Genomic DNA, 15,963 nt, shown 5'->3' with positions numbered 1-15,963 from the left:
CAATGCGTGCAAATTATTTAAATCTATTACTCGTCCTGCTCGCGGGATTTCTTCCCCTCAGTATGCAGGCAGCAGAACCCGAAAAAAAGGTGATTCTGTACACTCCCTACACGAAAATAGCCGTGCCGCCGGGAGAATCTGTAAACTACAACATTGACGTCATCAACAACGGTGACGAAGTGAAAAACGCCGACATTACCATCAAGGGAATGCCCCGGGGATGGAAGTACGAGATCAAAGCCGGAACATGGACTGTGAACCAACTTTCCGTCCTCCCGAAAGAGAAGAAAAACTTCTCCTTGAAAGTGGATATTCCGTTAAAGGTAAACAAAGGCACTTACCGTTTTTCCGTCATGGCGGAAGGATTAGGCGAACTCCCTTTGAGTATCACGGTCTCGAAACAGGGTACTTACCAAACGGATTTCACCACGAACCAACCCAACATGCAAGGAAATTCGAAGTCGACATTCACGTTTAATGCCACGCTGAAAAACCAAACGGCGGACCAGCAACTTTACGCCCTTATGGCACAAGCCCCCCGGGGATGGAATGTGGTCTTCAAGGCAAATTACAAACAAGCAACTTCCGCTCAAGTGGAACCGAATGCTACCCAAAACATCACGATCGATATCAATCCGCCTGCCAATGTTGAAGCAGGGACATACAAAATTCCCGTTCGCGCGGCAACCAGCACGACTTCCGCGGACATGGAACTCGAGGTCGTGATCACGGGGACTTACCAAATGGAACTGACTACTCCCCGCGGGTTACTCAGCACGGAAATCACGGCGGGGGACACGAAACGAATCGACTTGGTAATCAAAAACACGGGATCGGCAGAATTGAAAGACATTCAACTCTCTGCCAATAAACCGGTAGATTGGGAAGTCACGTTCGAGCCGACAAAAATAGACCGCCTGAAAGCCGGGGAAACGGCTAATGCTGTCGCTGTCGTGAAAGCATCCAAAAAAGCTTTACCGGGAGATTACGTCACCAAAATATCTGCCAAAACACCGGAAGTCAATTCAACGGCAGATTTCCGTATTGCAGTAAGAACACCTATGATCTGGGGCTGGATGGGTGTATTAGTCATCCTGATCGCGTTGGGATGCGTGTACTTCCTATTCCGCAAATATGGAAGGAGGTAAATCATGGACGAACCCATTATCGAACTTCATGATTTAACGAAACAATACGGGAAATTCACGGCAGTGGATCATATCAACCTCACCGTGCACAAGGGAGAGATCTTCGGAATACTGGGACCGAACGGAGCCGGAAAATCCACGACAATATTGATGATGCTCGGGTTGACCGACCCTACATCCGGAGACGTGAAAGTATGCGGCATCAACTCCACCCGCAACCCCATACAAGTACGGGAGAAGGTTGGCTATCTCCCCGAAGACGTGGGTTTCTACGATGACATGACCGGTATCGAAAACCTGCTCTACACGGCTCGCCTCAATCGTATCGACGAGAAAGAAGCCCGAACAAAAGCACAAGAATTACTTGAACGGGTAGGATTACCCCTCGACACGAAAAAAAAGGCAGGGAAATACTCCCGCGGTATGCGCCAACGTCTTGGCTTAGCCGATGTACTGATCAAGAAACCGGAAGTCATCATTCTCGATGAACCCACGTCCGGTATCGATCCTGCCGGAGTTCAAGAATTTATGGATCTCATCCGGCAACTGAGGGATGAGCACGGGCTGACCGTACTTTTCTCGTCCCACCATCTGGATCAAGTACAACAAATTTGCGACCGGGTAGGGTTGTTCGGGGCGGGAAAACTTCTGGCAGAAGTGAACATCGCCGAATTGCAAACCGAGGAACACGGGTTGGAAAACATGTATAACCGTTATTTCGGAGGAGGAAAAAGCCATGAGTAGAATACAACGTCCATTCTGGGTTATCGTCCGTAAAGAAGTGGCCGACCATGTCAGAAGTTGGCGTTTCATCATATTGATAGCCATCATCGCCCTGACTTGCATGGGTTCGCTCTACACGGCACTGACCAATATAGGGGCAGCGATAAAACCCAACGATCCCGACGGTTCGTTTCTTTTCTTGAAACTATTCACCGTGTCTGACGGGACATTACCCTCTTTCGTGATTTTTATCAGTTTTTTGGGACCACTACTCGGGATAGCACTGGGTTTTGACGCCATCAATTCCGAGCAAAACAAGGGAACACTGAGTCGGGTTTTATCCCAACCGATACATCGGGATTACTTGATTAACGCCAAATTCACGGGAGCCTTGATCGTTATCGGGGTCATGCTGTTCGCACTGGCATTCATGGTGATGGGATTCGGGTTGATCGCCATCGGGATTCCCCCGACAGCAGAAGAATTCCTACGTATTATATGTTTCATCGGGGTAAGTATCGTGTACGTGGCATTTTGGTTGAACCTGTCGATTTTCTTCTCGATTAAATTCAAACAAGCTGCCACTTCCGCCTTGGCATGCATCGCGGTATGGTTATTTTTCAGCGTTTTCTATAACATGATCGTCAATCTGGTCGGAAAAGCCATTAGCCCCTCGGCAATGGCAAGCACGTACCAAGTCATCAGTTACCAGAGATTCATGCTCAACCTGTTGCGTTTTGCCCCAAGTATGCTTTTCAACGAGGCAACCACCACGTTATTGATGCCCTCGGTAAGAAGCTTGGGACCGCTAACCATGGAACAAGTACACGGCGCTATCCCCAGCCCGCTACCACTCGGGCAGAGCTTGATGGTCGTCTGGCCACAACTCACGGGACTGATCGCCGCTACCGTGATCTGCTTCGCGTTATCATACGCCTCATTCATGAGAAAAGAAATCAGATCGAGATAAAAATTAGGGAGAGTCGAAAAGACTCTCCTCTAGTTCATAAAGTTTATAAGGTTCATAAAGTTTATAACCTTATAAACTCATTTTCTTGCAGGTTCACAAAAACAACATTATCTTCGCACGACAAAATAAAGAATACATGGTGTACACAACATTTATAATCCTTGCAGCCCCGGCAACGAACACGGACATGAGCCTGTGGGGGATGGTCGTAAAAGGCGGTTGGCTGATGATCCCGATTTTCATTCTATCCATCATAGCCATTTACATCGCGTGTGAACGTTATTGGTTATTCCGCAAGACGGGTATAAACGATGTCGCGTTCATGCAAAAAATCAAGGAATATATCCAAAACGATAACATGAAAGCTGTGCTTGCCGAATGTGAAGCGGAAGCAAGCCCTTTATCAAAGACAATAGCCAAAGGTATCGTCATGCAGGGAGAAGCCCCGAGTGAAATACGCCAAGCCATGGAAGAAACGGCCAACTATGAAGTAGCCCTTTTGGAAAAAGGCTTACCCACACTGGCAACTTGTGCCGGAGTCGCACCCATGATCGGGTTCCTCGGAACCGTAGTCGGTATGGTGCAAGCCTTCTATGACATGTCAATGGCAGGAAGTAACATCGATATCACCCTCCTGTCCCGCGGTATTTACACGGCAATGATCACCACCGTGGCAGGACTTATCGTTGGTATCATCGGACAATTAGCTTATAATTTCTTGGTTGCAAGAGTCGATAAAATCGTTCTCCGTATAGAACACCACTCCTCCGAGTTTATCAATCTTTGCCTCCGAAAGAAATAATTCTCAATTATAAATTCTCAATTATAAATCGTGGCAATCAAACGCAAAAGTAAAATCAACCCGAACTTCAACATGTCGTCCATGACCGACATCGTATTTTTACTGCTGATCTTTTTCATGGTTTCGTCCACGTTGATCAACCCCAACGCCCTAAGGTTGCTATTACCTCAAAGTACAAACCAAACTTCCGACAGACCGATTGTTGTCGTTTCTATTGATAAAAATTATACTTTTTACCTGAACGAAAAGGTCATCCCGTTCTCCATGCTCGAACGCCGATTAGTGGAAGAACTAAAAGAACAGGAAGATCCCTGTATCTCTCTGCAAGCCGACAAATCAGTGCCTCTAGAACAAATCGTGAAAGTAATGAACATCGCGAAAGACCATAAATACCGCTTGATCTTAGCTACTACCCCTGAATAGATTATCTTTAAAATCAACGTAAAAAAATAATTGGCGAAGCTGAAACCTATCGCCCGCGTCGGCGTATACAACCTCACACAAGCGCTCAAGAACTTGATACTTGTCGCTTGTAATGATTATCTCGTTGTAGATAAAATATATTAGCAACAATTGTTAAACTAAAACTAACACAGTATGAAACGTTTACTTTTTTTATCATGCATCGGACTGTTCGCACAGTTTCTGGTCTCATGTTACCCGGGAGGCGCAGACACAGTGAAGGAGATGGATGTTGCCATAACCAATTATGACAAGAGCGCAGACTTCACCAAGTACACTACATTCTCACTTCCCGATACGATCGTTTATTTCGTGGCTCAAGGAGAAACACCGAATCACACTTACGATCCGCAAATCTTACAACTGGTAAAAGACAATTTCACTCAGCTAGGTTACACCTACATCGACCCGCAAAGCGAAAGCGATGAACAACCGAGTTTCATTGTCACCGTATCAGCTTTCTCTAACGTGAATTATTATTACGGGAACGACTACTGGTACAACTACTGGGGTTGGTATCCGGGTTGGGACTGGATTTGGGGTCCGACTTGGGGACCGGGTTGGGGACCTTCTTACCCGTGGTATCCTGTTGCCGTGTACTCTTACAGAAGTGGTTCTATCGTGATCGATATGATCGCCGCGGACCAAACCGCCCCGACAAGTGCGAACAAGAAAATTCCGGTACTCTGGAGTGGTGTTGCCGACGGCTTGTTACAAGGCTCTGCCCAATCTATTCTTGACAGGATGGAATCAACCATCGACCAATGCTTCGTTCAATCACCGTATTTGAAAAAGCAATAGAGTAGATCACTAATTGTCAATTTAAAATTCAAACGATTATGAGAAAGTTATTAATTATATCGCTTATACTATTCGGGTTAAGCCCATTGGTAAAAGGACAGATGCTGAACTTGAACTACCAGATGTCTGCCCCGTTTGGCAAAATGCACGATTTTGCGAGTAAAATGAGTTTCAGAGGTATGGACCTCGAGTACCATCAATTCTTGGGAGAAAGATTCTCTGTCGGAGGTATGATCGGCTGGAACACCTACTACAAAGATAAAGGAAAAATGAGTGGTAACTTCAAATTCAAAGGTAGCAGCGACATTCACACCATCACCGGTTATCAATACCGCTACGTCAATACAGTGCCCATCATGGCTATCGGGCGTTACTGGTTCACGGATCAAAACAGTACATTCAGACCTTATTTCGGTTTAGGTGTCGGAACAAGCTGGACGGAAATGAAACTGGACGTGGGACAATTCAGCTCCACGAACTCCAAATGGCAATTCGCCTTCGCTCCTGAAATAGGTACTATCATCCCCGTAAACGATCAGTTTGCGTTCAACATAGGGGCGAAATACACCTACGGCACGAAAGCCGGAAAAGTAGAAGCCATGCAAAACTTCACGATTAGCGTGGGTATCGTATTCATGGGAAATTAAAACAAATAAAAACAACTGGGTAATCAATAGGGACGAGGCTGTGTTCACGATGAACACAGCCTTTTTTCGTTATTATTGGTTCAACCATTGCTTGAACTCCTGTATCCGTTCGGAACTCACGATTGCCTCTATTCCGCTCGGCGGCAAGGGTGACAAAATAATTTTTATCCTACTATTGGAATACTTCACCATCTCCTTGATAGCATCATAGCTGATGATAAACTTCCGGTTAATCTTGAAAAACCGCGTGGGATTCAACTTCGACTCGATCCCGCTGATCGTCTGGTCAAGGATAAAATTCTGTCCGTCCCGGGTAAAAAGTACCAGATACTTCCCGTCCGCCATAAAATAAGCCACGTCACCTATCGCCACGGACTTCATCTTCGTTCCCACGGTGACTAAAAAGCGTTCTTGATACACCGTCAACGAAGCAGCCGGGAAAGGCGCATTCGTGGCGGAAAGCGAATCCAGTTTACTCAACGCATTCATCAACTCATCCTTGTCAAACGGCTTCAAAATATAATCTATCCCTTGATATTTAAACGCCTTCAACGCATACTCGTCATACGCCGTGATAAAAATCACCGGAACCGTGATCTCCACCTGTTCAAAAATATCAAAACTCTGCCCGTCCCCCAGATGAATATCCATAAAAATCACATCCACCTTATTCTTCCTCAACCATTTCACACTCTCGCTCACCGAATCCAACTTCGCCAAAATAGCAACATCCGGAGCCACCTCCCCCAACAACCTCTCCAATTCCGATGCCGCAAGATACTCGTCTTCAATGATAACTGCATTCATAAGCTATTTTTGATAAATACCCATCAGGTTATATCCCCGATTCCATATCCACAAAAATAGAGAAAAAATTTATAAAATACACATTTCTATTTACCAACAAAATCCCACACGGTCATATTACATAACCATGCGGGATTTCCAACTACTAACCTAAACCTAATTGCTACTCGGATTAATTTCTCAAATCCGGGTTATTCTCTGTGGCTTCTTGCGGTAATGAAATCGTATAACGAGGATCATCTTTCATCAATGTAGCTGACTGCACTGTCTCCTTGTCATCCGTGTAAACTTTTACTATTTCAGGACGATTTGTACGCCGCAAATCAAACCAACGATGTCCTCCTTCTAGTGCCAACTCTCTAGCACGTTCATTCATAATCTCGACAAGTAATTCCTCGCTTGACATACGATCTATCGTTTCAGCCCGCTCTAAATAATAATCCTTTTTCAAGCGTGTCTTCAACAATTCTTTCAAACGTGTTTTCGCTTGTTCCAATTTTCCTTCCACGTGAACTGCTGCTTCTGCCGCAATCAAATAAATTTCTGCAGAACGAATGGATACTTTATAATTTGAATTTTCGCCTCCCTTTGTAGGCTCATATTTTCCACCATCTCCGAGAGTAAAATTCATATCAAAACGATAATCATTTTCTGCATTATATTTCTCTTGCAATGTAGGAAGAAGTTGTGAATATCTTGATATATCCCTACTTCCCCATTCTTCTAGACACAGGATCGCTTCATGCGATTTAATATTATAAGGTTCCATTGCAGCCCCACTTGTCATATCTTCTAATGGACAAGTAGGCAGCAATTCCTCTGCCAAATTCATGGCATTTTCCCACTCTTGATGGTAAAGCCTTACACGAGCCTCGAATGCTTTAGCCGATTTCTTGGAAAAACGGTATAAAATTGAAGATTCTTGTTCATCAACTGTTAATAATCTCTGCCCTTCTGCAATATCCGCAAATATTTGCTCATATACCTTCTCAACCGTCGCCCGAGTATAAGATTGCTCTATATCTATCTTCAAGGCAAGCGGAATACCTTTATCCGTCGCAGCCGTAGCTATATTATAGGGAATTCCATAAAGATTCAATAAATCAAAATGCATGTATGCCCGCAACAAATAAGCCTCTCCCAATATCTGCTCCCGAGAATCATCTTGCGTATCAACTTCTGCATCCATCACATCCGCAATAACACTATTCGCATAAAAAATAGCTTTATACGGAGTACTCCACGGGTAGGAAGCCATCATGTTCACCGAATTATCATTCCAAATTGCAAAATCGATCAACTGTGCATAAGCATCTTCCGTTCCAATTGGAATAACTTCATCTGAACGAAAAGCTAATAAATATTTATAACTAGATACTGTATTGTAACCAGAGGTTAGCAATGCACGAAATTCAGTAACCTTCTCTGGTATCACCTTACCAACAGGTTTCACGTCCAAATAATCGCAAGACGCAAAAAGGGTAAATAAACTGATTATATATATTATTTTTTTCATGATTATCTATCTTAAAATGATACATCTAAACCTACGGAGAATGTCTTGGCAAGAGGCTGCGTATATATATTTCCCCAAGTTTCGGGATCAAAATACCCTTTGTAGCTTGATGCAACCACGAAAGGATTCCGAGCCTCAAAACTAATTCGAGCTGAACTGATTCTCAATTTATCGGTAAGTTCACGCGGGAAAGTATATCCCAAACGGATACTACTTATTCTCCAGTAACTCATATCTTTGTACCAATAATCATAGTTTTTAAACGAGTTACCAGAATCCACTCCGTTTACCCATTGATAGTAATTCACGTAACGCATATTATCATACATCGCATAACTTACCAATGCCGGATATTTCCCGGTGGTATTGGAAGAAGACCAAATCTCTGATACACGTTTCGAGTAATTCTGCCCCGGAGATGTTTCGCTCGGAGAATAAAAAGGTGTTTCCTGCATAGTCTGGTCAATCACAAAACTTGAACTCACAGTGAGGTCAAAATTTTTATAATAGAAACGATTAATCCAACCTCCCGTGAATTTAGGCTCACTCGTTCCCGCATATTCAAAAAGATCTCTATACTCCGCATTCGTCAATCCCATCGTGGGTAAACCGATTCCCCATTCATCCGTTAAACTGAAAAGAGTTTCAAAATTCACTTTATCCCCACTTTTCGTGTAAAACATCGGAAGACCGTCTTCATCCAAACCGGCTGTTCTCAACTTAAAAAGAGCGCCGACAGAATGTCCCTCAAGAGAAGGAGTCCATGAATTATCGGCTACTTGAATCTTATCGACATTACTCTTATTACTTGCGATATTAAAATCCATCACCCAACGGAAATCCTGTGTCTTGATGTTCACTGTTGATATTGCGAACTCAAACCCCTTGTTCGTCAACTCAGCCCAGTTCATAGTAGAAGTGGCAAACCCATTTTCATAAGGTAAAGACCTCATTCCTATTAAATCGACACTCTTTCGATGATAAATATCAACATTAAAAGAAACACGATTATTAAAAACAGCCATATCCAAACCAAGATTCCAGTTTTTCGTTTTTTCCCAACGCAAATTTTGATTAGGAGGAGTAGATACTGTAATCGAAGATTCTGAATTTCCTGGTAACACAGTTGAAGTCGTCCAATCACCCACTACATAAGGCGATGTATTTTTATCAATATTCCCTTGTAGACCATAAGATACACGCAACTTCAAATCATTCAACCACTCGGCATCTTTCATGAACTCCTCTCTATTTATATTCCATGCAGCTGAAGCAGACCAAAGTGGTAAATATTTATATTTTCGAGCCACACCAAATAAATTGGAACCATCAAAACGCATACTTCCAAAAAAAGTATAACGATTATCGTAAGTATACGAACCTGTCAAATAATAAGATAAATAACGATCTTGGGTCTCGGTTTTCAAGTATTGCTGATATTTAGAAGAATTTATCGTAGAAGTACTCAATCCATTCGGAAAAACAATAGGTTGCGTTGTCAATGCCCGAGAATCAAAACCAAATCCTTTCGTGTGCACACTTGTATTCTTATTTCCACGCATTTCAAACCCAGCCATAAAATTCACGGCATGACGTTCTGCGAAAACATGGCTAAACTCACCTTGTATCTTCCACTGGTATTGTGACATATCAGCTGCCCAATTCTGAATGATTCCACCTTTAGGTAAAAAAGACTCCGAATTATACATCGCATCTTGTCTATATTTCCGCGTGAAATAAGTATTTTCATCAGCAAATTTTTCGGTCTTGGAATCCTCCAATTGCATATAAAATTGCGTGGTTAAAGAAAGGAAACTCCAAGGTTTGTAATTCAGCGTTATCATCGGTTTGAAAGCTAAATTCTTCAACCAATAATCTGTATTTTCCCGTTCTTCAATTAAATTGAACTCTAGATAAGCATCATCCAACCCTTTAATATCTTGATCATAGACATAATTTCCATTTTCATCTCGAACATTCAAATAAGGATTCACGCTCCGCGTATAATAGGAAGGATTCGTGAAAGAATCTGAATCTGTAATATAACTTTTCCGCTTACTATGAGACATAAATAAAGAAAGCCCTAATTTCAAATTATCTCTCAAATCAAAATCTGTCTTCATTGTCCCCGTAAAGCGTTCGAATCCCGTACCTATCGTAGTTCCTTCTTCATTATAATAACCAACAGAAGCATAATAACGTGCATTCTCTGCTCCTCCAGATACACTCAGATTATATTGTTGGTTCACTGCATTTTGATACACCAAATCTCCCCAATCAGAACCACTCGTACGCAATGCATTAATTTCAGATTGTGAATCAGTGGACAAAGCACTAAAACCACCTTCTTGAAAAGCAGATAGCTCTCCCTTGCTAGAAAGAATACGAGCAACACTACCATAATTGCTACGATACACTAAATTTGGATCACTTGCCATTCTCAATTCAAAATCAACCTTCTCCGAAGCATTCATTAAATTCAACTTCCCAAGATCCGGTTTAGTCGTCACGAACATCGCCGCCGAAGCATTTACACGCATCTTTCCAGCTTTTCCTTTTTTCGTTGTAACTACAATTACTCCGTTTGCAGCACGAGCACCATAAATCGCAGTAGCGGCAGCATCCTTCAAAATAGTAATATCTTCAATATCCGCCGGATTCACTCCTGCAATAGAAGTATTATACAGATTATCAATATTATCTTTGTCACCAAAGTTTGTTGGGATATCATTCCCTTCCAGAATCATACCGTCCAATACCCACAACGGATCAGTACTACCACTCAAAGAAACCGTACTACGAATACGCATCTTATTCGGAGCTCCGGGGGCTCCGTTTGTCGGAATGGATGTCATACCGGCAATTTGCCCCTCCAACAACTGATCTATACTTGCGACACCGATTCGTTTGATATCATCCATCTTCACTGTCTGGATAGAAGAAGTAACTTTCCGTTTCTCTATCTGCTGATACCCGGTCACCACCACTTCTTCCAATTGCTCCTGATCCGGTTGCAAAAGCACTTTAAACTCCGTTTTCTTGGAGATATCCAGTTTCAAGGGTTTATAGCCGATGAAACTAATTACCACGTAATTTACGGCTTTAGGCACTTTCAATTCAAAATTCCCATCAATATCCGTGATTGTTCCTTTAGGCCCTAAATTCTTGGATTCGGGGGCATCCGGATCAATAACCACTGTCGCGCCAATCAAAGTCTCGTTCGTAACGGAGTCCATTACCACGCCCTTAATTGTTCGGTAATCTCCCTCGTTTTGAGCGAGCAACCAAAGCGGACAGAATAACGCCATTAATAATAAAATCTTTCTCATGTTCATTTGTTTACTTCGTATGTTAAAGGTATAATAATTATCTCATGTTCAAAGCTTCCTTGATACGGATGATCAAATCTTCATAATGATTTCTCGTCTCAACGTCGCCCGTGTTTCGCTTACTTTCCGCCAATTTCAAGACTTTCAACAACTCACCTCTCTTCACGGATACCGCCTCGGAAACCCGTCCCATAGAAGTGAAATGTAAAACTCTCAATTGAGCGTCTTCTCTAGGTTCTATTTTAAATGCCGCTTCTTTTGACGCGAAGCAACATGTATTAGAATTATTGTGCAAAGCCTTTTTCGTTGTTTTCTCCACGGCTTTATTGGAGCTTACAATGATGGCATCGATAAAATTCTTCTGTGTCATTCTTTCATAAAGGGACAGATTCTTTCCCGCATTAGAACTAGCAAATATAACATTGTGAATATCCGCGAACATCTCCTCGGGCGTGTAACACTTGGCGCGACCCAACGTGGCCTCAGCATCAAACATACGCATCAGACGTTCATCTTTCAACAAATTATAAAACGTAGCGTACTGCATTTCCCGGGCTACCGTGTAAGGAGAATACTCTACCCCCATTTGTATCGGGTAACTCTTCTTCCATACATCTGCCCCGAACAACCAATCCGGCACGATAAAGACTTCATCAATCAAGTATTTCACGCTCTCCTTCTGTCTTTCCCTCGGAACGGGGACATAACGATCCTCGGCACTTCCCATCACCGGATTGTTTATATATATTCCTCCCACGTTTGCCGTCACGTGTCCGGCATACATCTTCCATTGATTAATCACCGCCATCAACAACCTGCCGGCTTGTGTAAAGCCTTCACCTTCCTCTTCCGTCCATGCCACGATATTCGGCACGATACGTTTCAAGTTCATAATCCCGTAACGATTCGCTTTCACGACATCATCCCCAAGGTCTTCATCCTGTGACCGCGGATCAATCGGGTCTTTCGGGTCTTGTTGCTCCCCGTACCAGTACATCGGGTCACCCTCGTGTTCGCGAATCCAACCGTTCAATACAGGCAATTCCTCTTGCGGAGTCTTCGTGTCCAACCAACGATAAGCCCAATTAATGGCAAACTTATCATACACCCCGATCTTCGGCGTTATATCCACCACCCCGTCTCCCGGTTGTGCCACGTAATTAAAACGGGCGTAGTCCATGATAGAACTTGCCGTCCCCCCCATCTTGGAAGTAAAACTCGGGGATCTTAGAGAATCCGTGGGGAATGACCATGAAGCACCCATGTTGTGTTTCAACCCGAAAGTATGCCCTACCTCGTGGGAAGACACGAAACGAATAGCACTTGCCATATGCTCGTCGCTCAATTTATTCCCCCGTGCTCTCGGGTCTATCGGTCCCGTTTGCACCTGTATCCATGAATGGAGCAACGACATCACGTTATGCCACCATACCACGTCAGCCTCGATAATCTCGCCGGAACGAGGATCGACCACAGAGGGCCCCATGGCGTTCGCTTGCTCAGACGCCGCGTAGGTAATGACAGAATAACGAACATCATCAATGTCGAAATCTTCATCACCTTCCGGGACATCCTTCGCGATAACAGCGTTTTTGAAACCGGCTGCCTCGAATGCGGCCTGCCAATCCAATACTCCTGCTTTAATCTCCTCCCTCCATTGTTTGGGGGTCGAGGGATCGATATAAAACACGATAGGTTTAACAGGCTCTACCACCTCTCCTCTACTATATTTCTCTACATCTTCCGGTTTCGGTTCCAACCGCCAGCGGTGAACGAACTCCCGTTTCTCTACTTTTTGCTGAACATCATTAAAATAAGCATGTTCCGTCGTGAAAAAACCTACACGGTTATCAGCGAAACGCGGCTTCATCGGTTTCTCCGGCAATAATACCAGATTAGTCGTCGTCTCCACTGTCAAAGGGACAGCCACGCCACCATCCACCACAGATGTCGTCATCAGCGATTTCACCACCACGTTAGACGGGAACACTTTCACACTCAATATCTTTGATAAATCTTTCTTTATAGTTCCCCCTAAAGAAATACTATTATATACATCATTAAAACTCTTCTCGCTTCCGTCAAAAATCTTGTTTACTTTGATTACCACGGACGTGGAATCTTTCCCGTAAGCCTCTATCGGGAAATACTCGATCACCGACTCCCGGTAATTCGCCTTTACCGACTCCGCTATCGCATCACCTTCCGAGGCACTCACTCTGGGGTTGTACGTCGTCACCCAAACCTTATTCAATTGCTCGTCTTTGTAAAAACGTACCAGTTTATCGTCATATTCCATTCCCCTGTTCAACCCCGCATCATTCAACTCGTAAGGCACTCCCGACACTTTATTCACGATCAAAAGATCACGTCCCATTAATGAATCGGCGATCTCAAAATAGTAATCATTCTCGACCGTCAGAATCTTGATCATTCCTTCGGCCACCTTTGCCTTTTTTACTAAATCACCATAAGTATCCTTCTTGGCGACTTCCGTTTTTTCTTTAGACTCATTCTTCTTTTGTCTTTCACGGGAATATCCCGTCATGGAAAGCAACAATAACGCGATGATTACTGTCACACCTAAGATTAATGTCTTTGTTTTTGCCATACTTTATTTATTCGTTAAATCTGTCTAACTCTTTGATGCTATACAATATTAAGACAGATTTCGCTGAATAAAAATAAAAGTGGAGTGAACCCCCGAAAAAACGGAGTGAAGATTCGATTTTTAGTTATAAACCATTTTTCAAAAGAGGTAATCGACACACGTAATAACCATTTTGACAACCACATACGAATTTTTCCGGGGAATAGAACTCGTAAATGGTACGAATCCGCTCGAAACCTACGCCCATAGAGGCCTCGCTGGATTCCCCTCTTGGCTGGTAATTGTTTTCCACGATCAACCAATCACCTTCATCGTGTATATTAATATGTAACGGATTCTGAATCGTGACCAGATTATGCTTTATCGCATTTTCCACGAGCATTTGTAAACTCATGGAAGGTATTTTTGCCTCCAGAGAGAGGGGCGATACTTGAATCGTCAAATCCAGTTGTTCCCCGAACCGTATTTTTTGCAGGAAATAATATTGCCGTGTAAAGTCAATCTCTTCCTTTACCGTTGATAAACTCTCGTTTCTCGTTTCCAATAAATAACGATACACCTTGGATAATTTCAACACGAACTCTTTCGCCAAAGTCGAATCCGTTCCGATCAAAACGCTCAACGAGTTCAAAGAATTAAACAAGAAATGAGGGTTAATCTGATTCTTCAACTGTTGCAAATGCAATTCCATGGATTCCCGCTCTATTTTACGCCTTAGGCGATACTCCTTCCGCCATTTATGCTGGGCAAAGAAAAGCAACACGGCAAATATTATAATCGTCATCAAAGCGATCATTAACGTGTATCTATGGAACTCGTCCAAAATCTCTTTATTCCCGTACTGGGGCACGTTCACGGCAATCACCCATTTCTCTTCCCCTATCGTCAACGGGTAATAAATGCGGAGCACCTGAGAAGATAGAAAGACAGAATGCACCATCATTTCCAACTCGTGCTTCGTTTTCAACACCTCTCTCAGCGTATCCAATTCTTCCCGTGGAAAAGGAGATGTACCTAACAATCTCTCGTCAGGATGAGAAAGCAATATCCCTTGTTCATTCACGATAAACACGTAACTGGAAACTTTTCCGCTCGCCTCGGCAAAGTAAGAATGTAAATCCGTCAACAGAATATCAAAACCGAAAAGAGCCCTCCGGGATGCCGTCGGTTCTATCGCCTCTATCGTCGACCAGTAAATCTTACCTTCTTCCGTGTACGTCCCGCTATAATGATGCCCTTTCATTGTATCCAACAAGGTATACATATATTTTAATTCCACTCCCGAGAGTTTCAACCGATGAAACTCATAGCTATTGCGTTCCAATACACGCAAGGAATCTTTTGTACCTCTGAAAAACCACGTTCGACTTATTTTCGGATCCAACTGCAACATGGTCTGCATGAGAGAAACTAAATCAACCTCATTATATGACTCCGTTCGCCCGAAAAATTCTCTTGCCAAACGCTGTAATTCTTCTGTTTTCCGGAATTCATAAGCCACGGACTCCGCCCGATAACGGGATGCTTCCCGAACGTTCGCGTTATTCATATCATTACCGACATCACTGATCTTCTTACCGATCAAGTATATCGCTACCATAAATAACGCTAACAGGATTAAACCTATCGATATTATATTCGTCCGTATTCTCATCACGACAAAGATAGATAAACAATTGAAATACTATCCCTAGCACCATAAAAAAAGAGCGACTCTTTTCAGAATCGCTCTTCTCTAAATCTGGCATCGACCTACTCTCCCACCTCTCGGCAGTACCATCGGCGCTAACGGGCTTAACTTCTCTGTTCGGGATGGGAAGAGGTGGATCACCGTCGCTATAGACACCGTTTAATAAAATTGAAAGTTGAAAATGGAAAATTGAAAATTATTCCCAATCATCACTATCTCCAAGCTTCCGTCACTTCATCGGGCGCTCCCGCCACAGTGACAATATCTTTTTAAAGTTCATCATTTTTATCACGCATCGAAAATCTAACGTCGGTTCTTCAAAAATGGTGACATTTCATCATTTTCAATTCTCGACTTTCAATTTTCAATTGCCATTGTCATCTTGACAATGGCACGGAACGTTAAACGTATCATCTAACCCGCCGAACGTCAACTCTCGGGTGATTAGTACCACTCG

General features: G+C 43.2%; 12 protein-coding genes and 1 rRNA gene. 7 read left to right on the top strand and 6 right to left on the bottom strand.

The window, feature by feature from the left end; genetic code table 11:
* Window positions 1-2 precede the first annotated feature (2 nt).
* From ACK8P8_RS03070 to ACK8P8_RS03040, 7 genes are all read left to right on the top strand, one after another.
* A complete protein-coding gene (locus ACK8P8_RS03070) occupies window positions 3-1,148 on the top strand; it encodes a COG1470 family protein (RefSeq protein ID WP_186977161.1) in 1,146 nt (381 codons plus the stop codon).
* Window positions 1,149-1,151: 3 nt separating this feature from the next.
* A complete protein-coding gene (locus ACK8P8_RS03065; RefSeq protein WP_186977110.1) occupies window positions 1,152-1,892 on the top strand; it encodes an ABC transporter ATP-binding protein in 741 nt (246 codons plus the stop codon).
* Window positions 1,885-2,841 (top strand): ABC transporter permease, encoded by a 957-nt coding sequence (locus ACK8P8_RS03060; RefSeq protein WP_099290784.1) that lies wholly within the window; start codon window positions 1,885-1,887, stop codon window positions 2,839-2,841. The genes ACK8P8_RS03065 and ACK8P8_RS03060 overlap by 8 nt, the downstream gene beginning before the upstream one ends.
* 136 nt (window positions 2,842-2,977) lie before the next feature.
* The gene (locus ACK8P8_RS03055) at window positions 2,978-3,643 is read left to right on the top strand and encodes a MotA/TolQ/ExbB proton channel family protein (protein ID WP_186977112.1); all 666 of its coding nucleotides are present in this window, start codon (window positions 2,978-2,980) and stop codon (window positions 3,641-3,643) included.
* A 30-nt stretch (window positions 3,644-3,673) separates the two neighbouring features.
* Complete coding sequence (locus tag ACK8P8_RS03050; RefSeq protein ID WP_099290786.1) at window positions 3,674-4,066, top strand: ExbD/TolR family protein; 393 nt, start codon at window positions 3,674-3,676, stop codon at window positions 4,064-4,066.
* A 174-nt stretch (window positions 4,067-4,240) separates the two neighbouring features.
* Entirely contained in the window at window positions 4,241-4,906 is a 666-nt protein-coding gene (locus tag ACK8P8_RS03045; RefSeq protein ID WP_099290787.1) for a DUF4136 domain-containing protein, read from the top strand.
* Window positions 4,907-4,944: 38 nt separating this feature from the next.
* Window positions 4,945-5,553 carry an outer membrane beta-barrel protein gene (locus ACK8P8_RS03040; RefSeq protein WP_227217709.1) on the top strand — a complete coding sequence of 203 codons (609 nt, stop codon included), beginning with the start codon at window positions 4,945-4,947 and terminating at the stop codon, window positions 5,551-5,553.
* A gap of 72 nt (window positions 5,554-5,625) precedes the next feature.
* Here the strand turns inward: ACK8P8_RS03040 and ACK8P8_RS03035 are convergent, their stop codons facing one another.
* From ACK8P8_RS03035 to rrf, 6 genes are all read right to left on the bottom strand, one after another.
* A complete protein-coding gene (locus ACK8P8_RS03035) occupies window positions 5,626-6,360 on the bottom strand; it encodes a LytR/AlgR family response regulator transcription factor (protein WP_186977114.1) in 735 nt (244 codons plus the stop codon).
* 172 nt (window positions 6,361-6,532) lie between these two features.
* Window positions 6,533-7,876: a RagB/SusD family nutrient uptake outer membrane protein gene (locus ACK8P8_RS03030; protein WP_186977116.1), complete on the bottom strand. Its 1,344-nt coding sequence runs from the start codon at window positions 7,874-7,876 to the stop codon at window positions 6,533-6,535.
* A gap of 11 nt (window positions 7,877-7,887) precedes the next feature.
* Window positions 7,888-11,205, bottom strand: a complete 3,318-nt coding sequence (locus tag ACK8P8_RS03025; RefSeq protein ID WP_186977119.1) for a SusC/RagA family TonB-linked outer membrane protein — start codon at window positions 11,203-11,205, stop codon at window positions 7,888-7,890.
* 37 nt (window positions 11,206-11,242) lie between these two features.
* Complete coding sequence (locus ACK8P8_RS03020) at window positions 11,243-13,816, bottom strand: zinc-dependent metalloprotease (protein ID WP_186977122.1); 2,574 nt, start codon at window positions 13,814-13,816, stop codon at window positions 11,243-11,245.
* A 124-nt stretch (window positions 13,817-13,940) separates the two neighbouring features.
* Complete coding sequence (locus ACK8P8_RS03015; RefSeq protein WP_176554946.1) at window positions 13,941-15,416, bottom strand: histidine kinase; 1,476 nt, start codon at window positions 15,414-15,416, stop codon at window positions 13,941-13,943.
* Between the two features lie 139 nt (window positions 15,417-15,555).
* Window positions 15,556-15,666 (bottom strand): 5S ribosomal RNA (gene rrf / locus ACK8P8_RS03010).
* Window positions 15,667-15,963: the final 297 nt, after the last annotated feature.

It is taken from the genome of Butyricimonas muris, from assembly GCF_046365375.1.
In the GTDB taxonomy this organism is placed as follows: domain Bacteria; phylum Bacteroidota; class Bacteroidia; order Bacteroidales; family Marinifilaceae; genus Butyricimonas; species Butyricimonas muris.
Note: the sequence above shows the minus strand (reverse complement) of the source record. Positions and strands in the feature narration are given on the sequence as shown.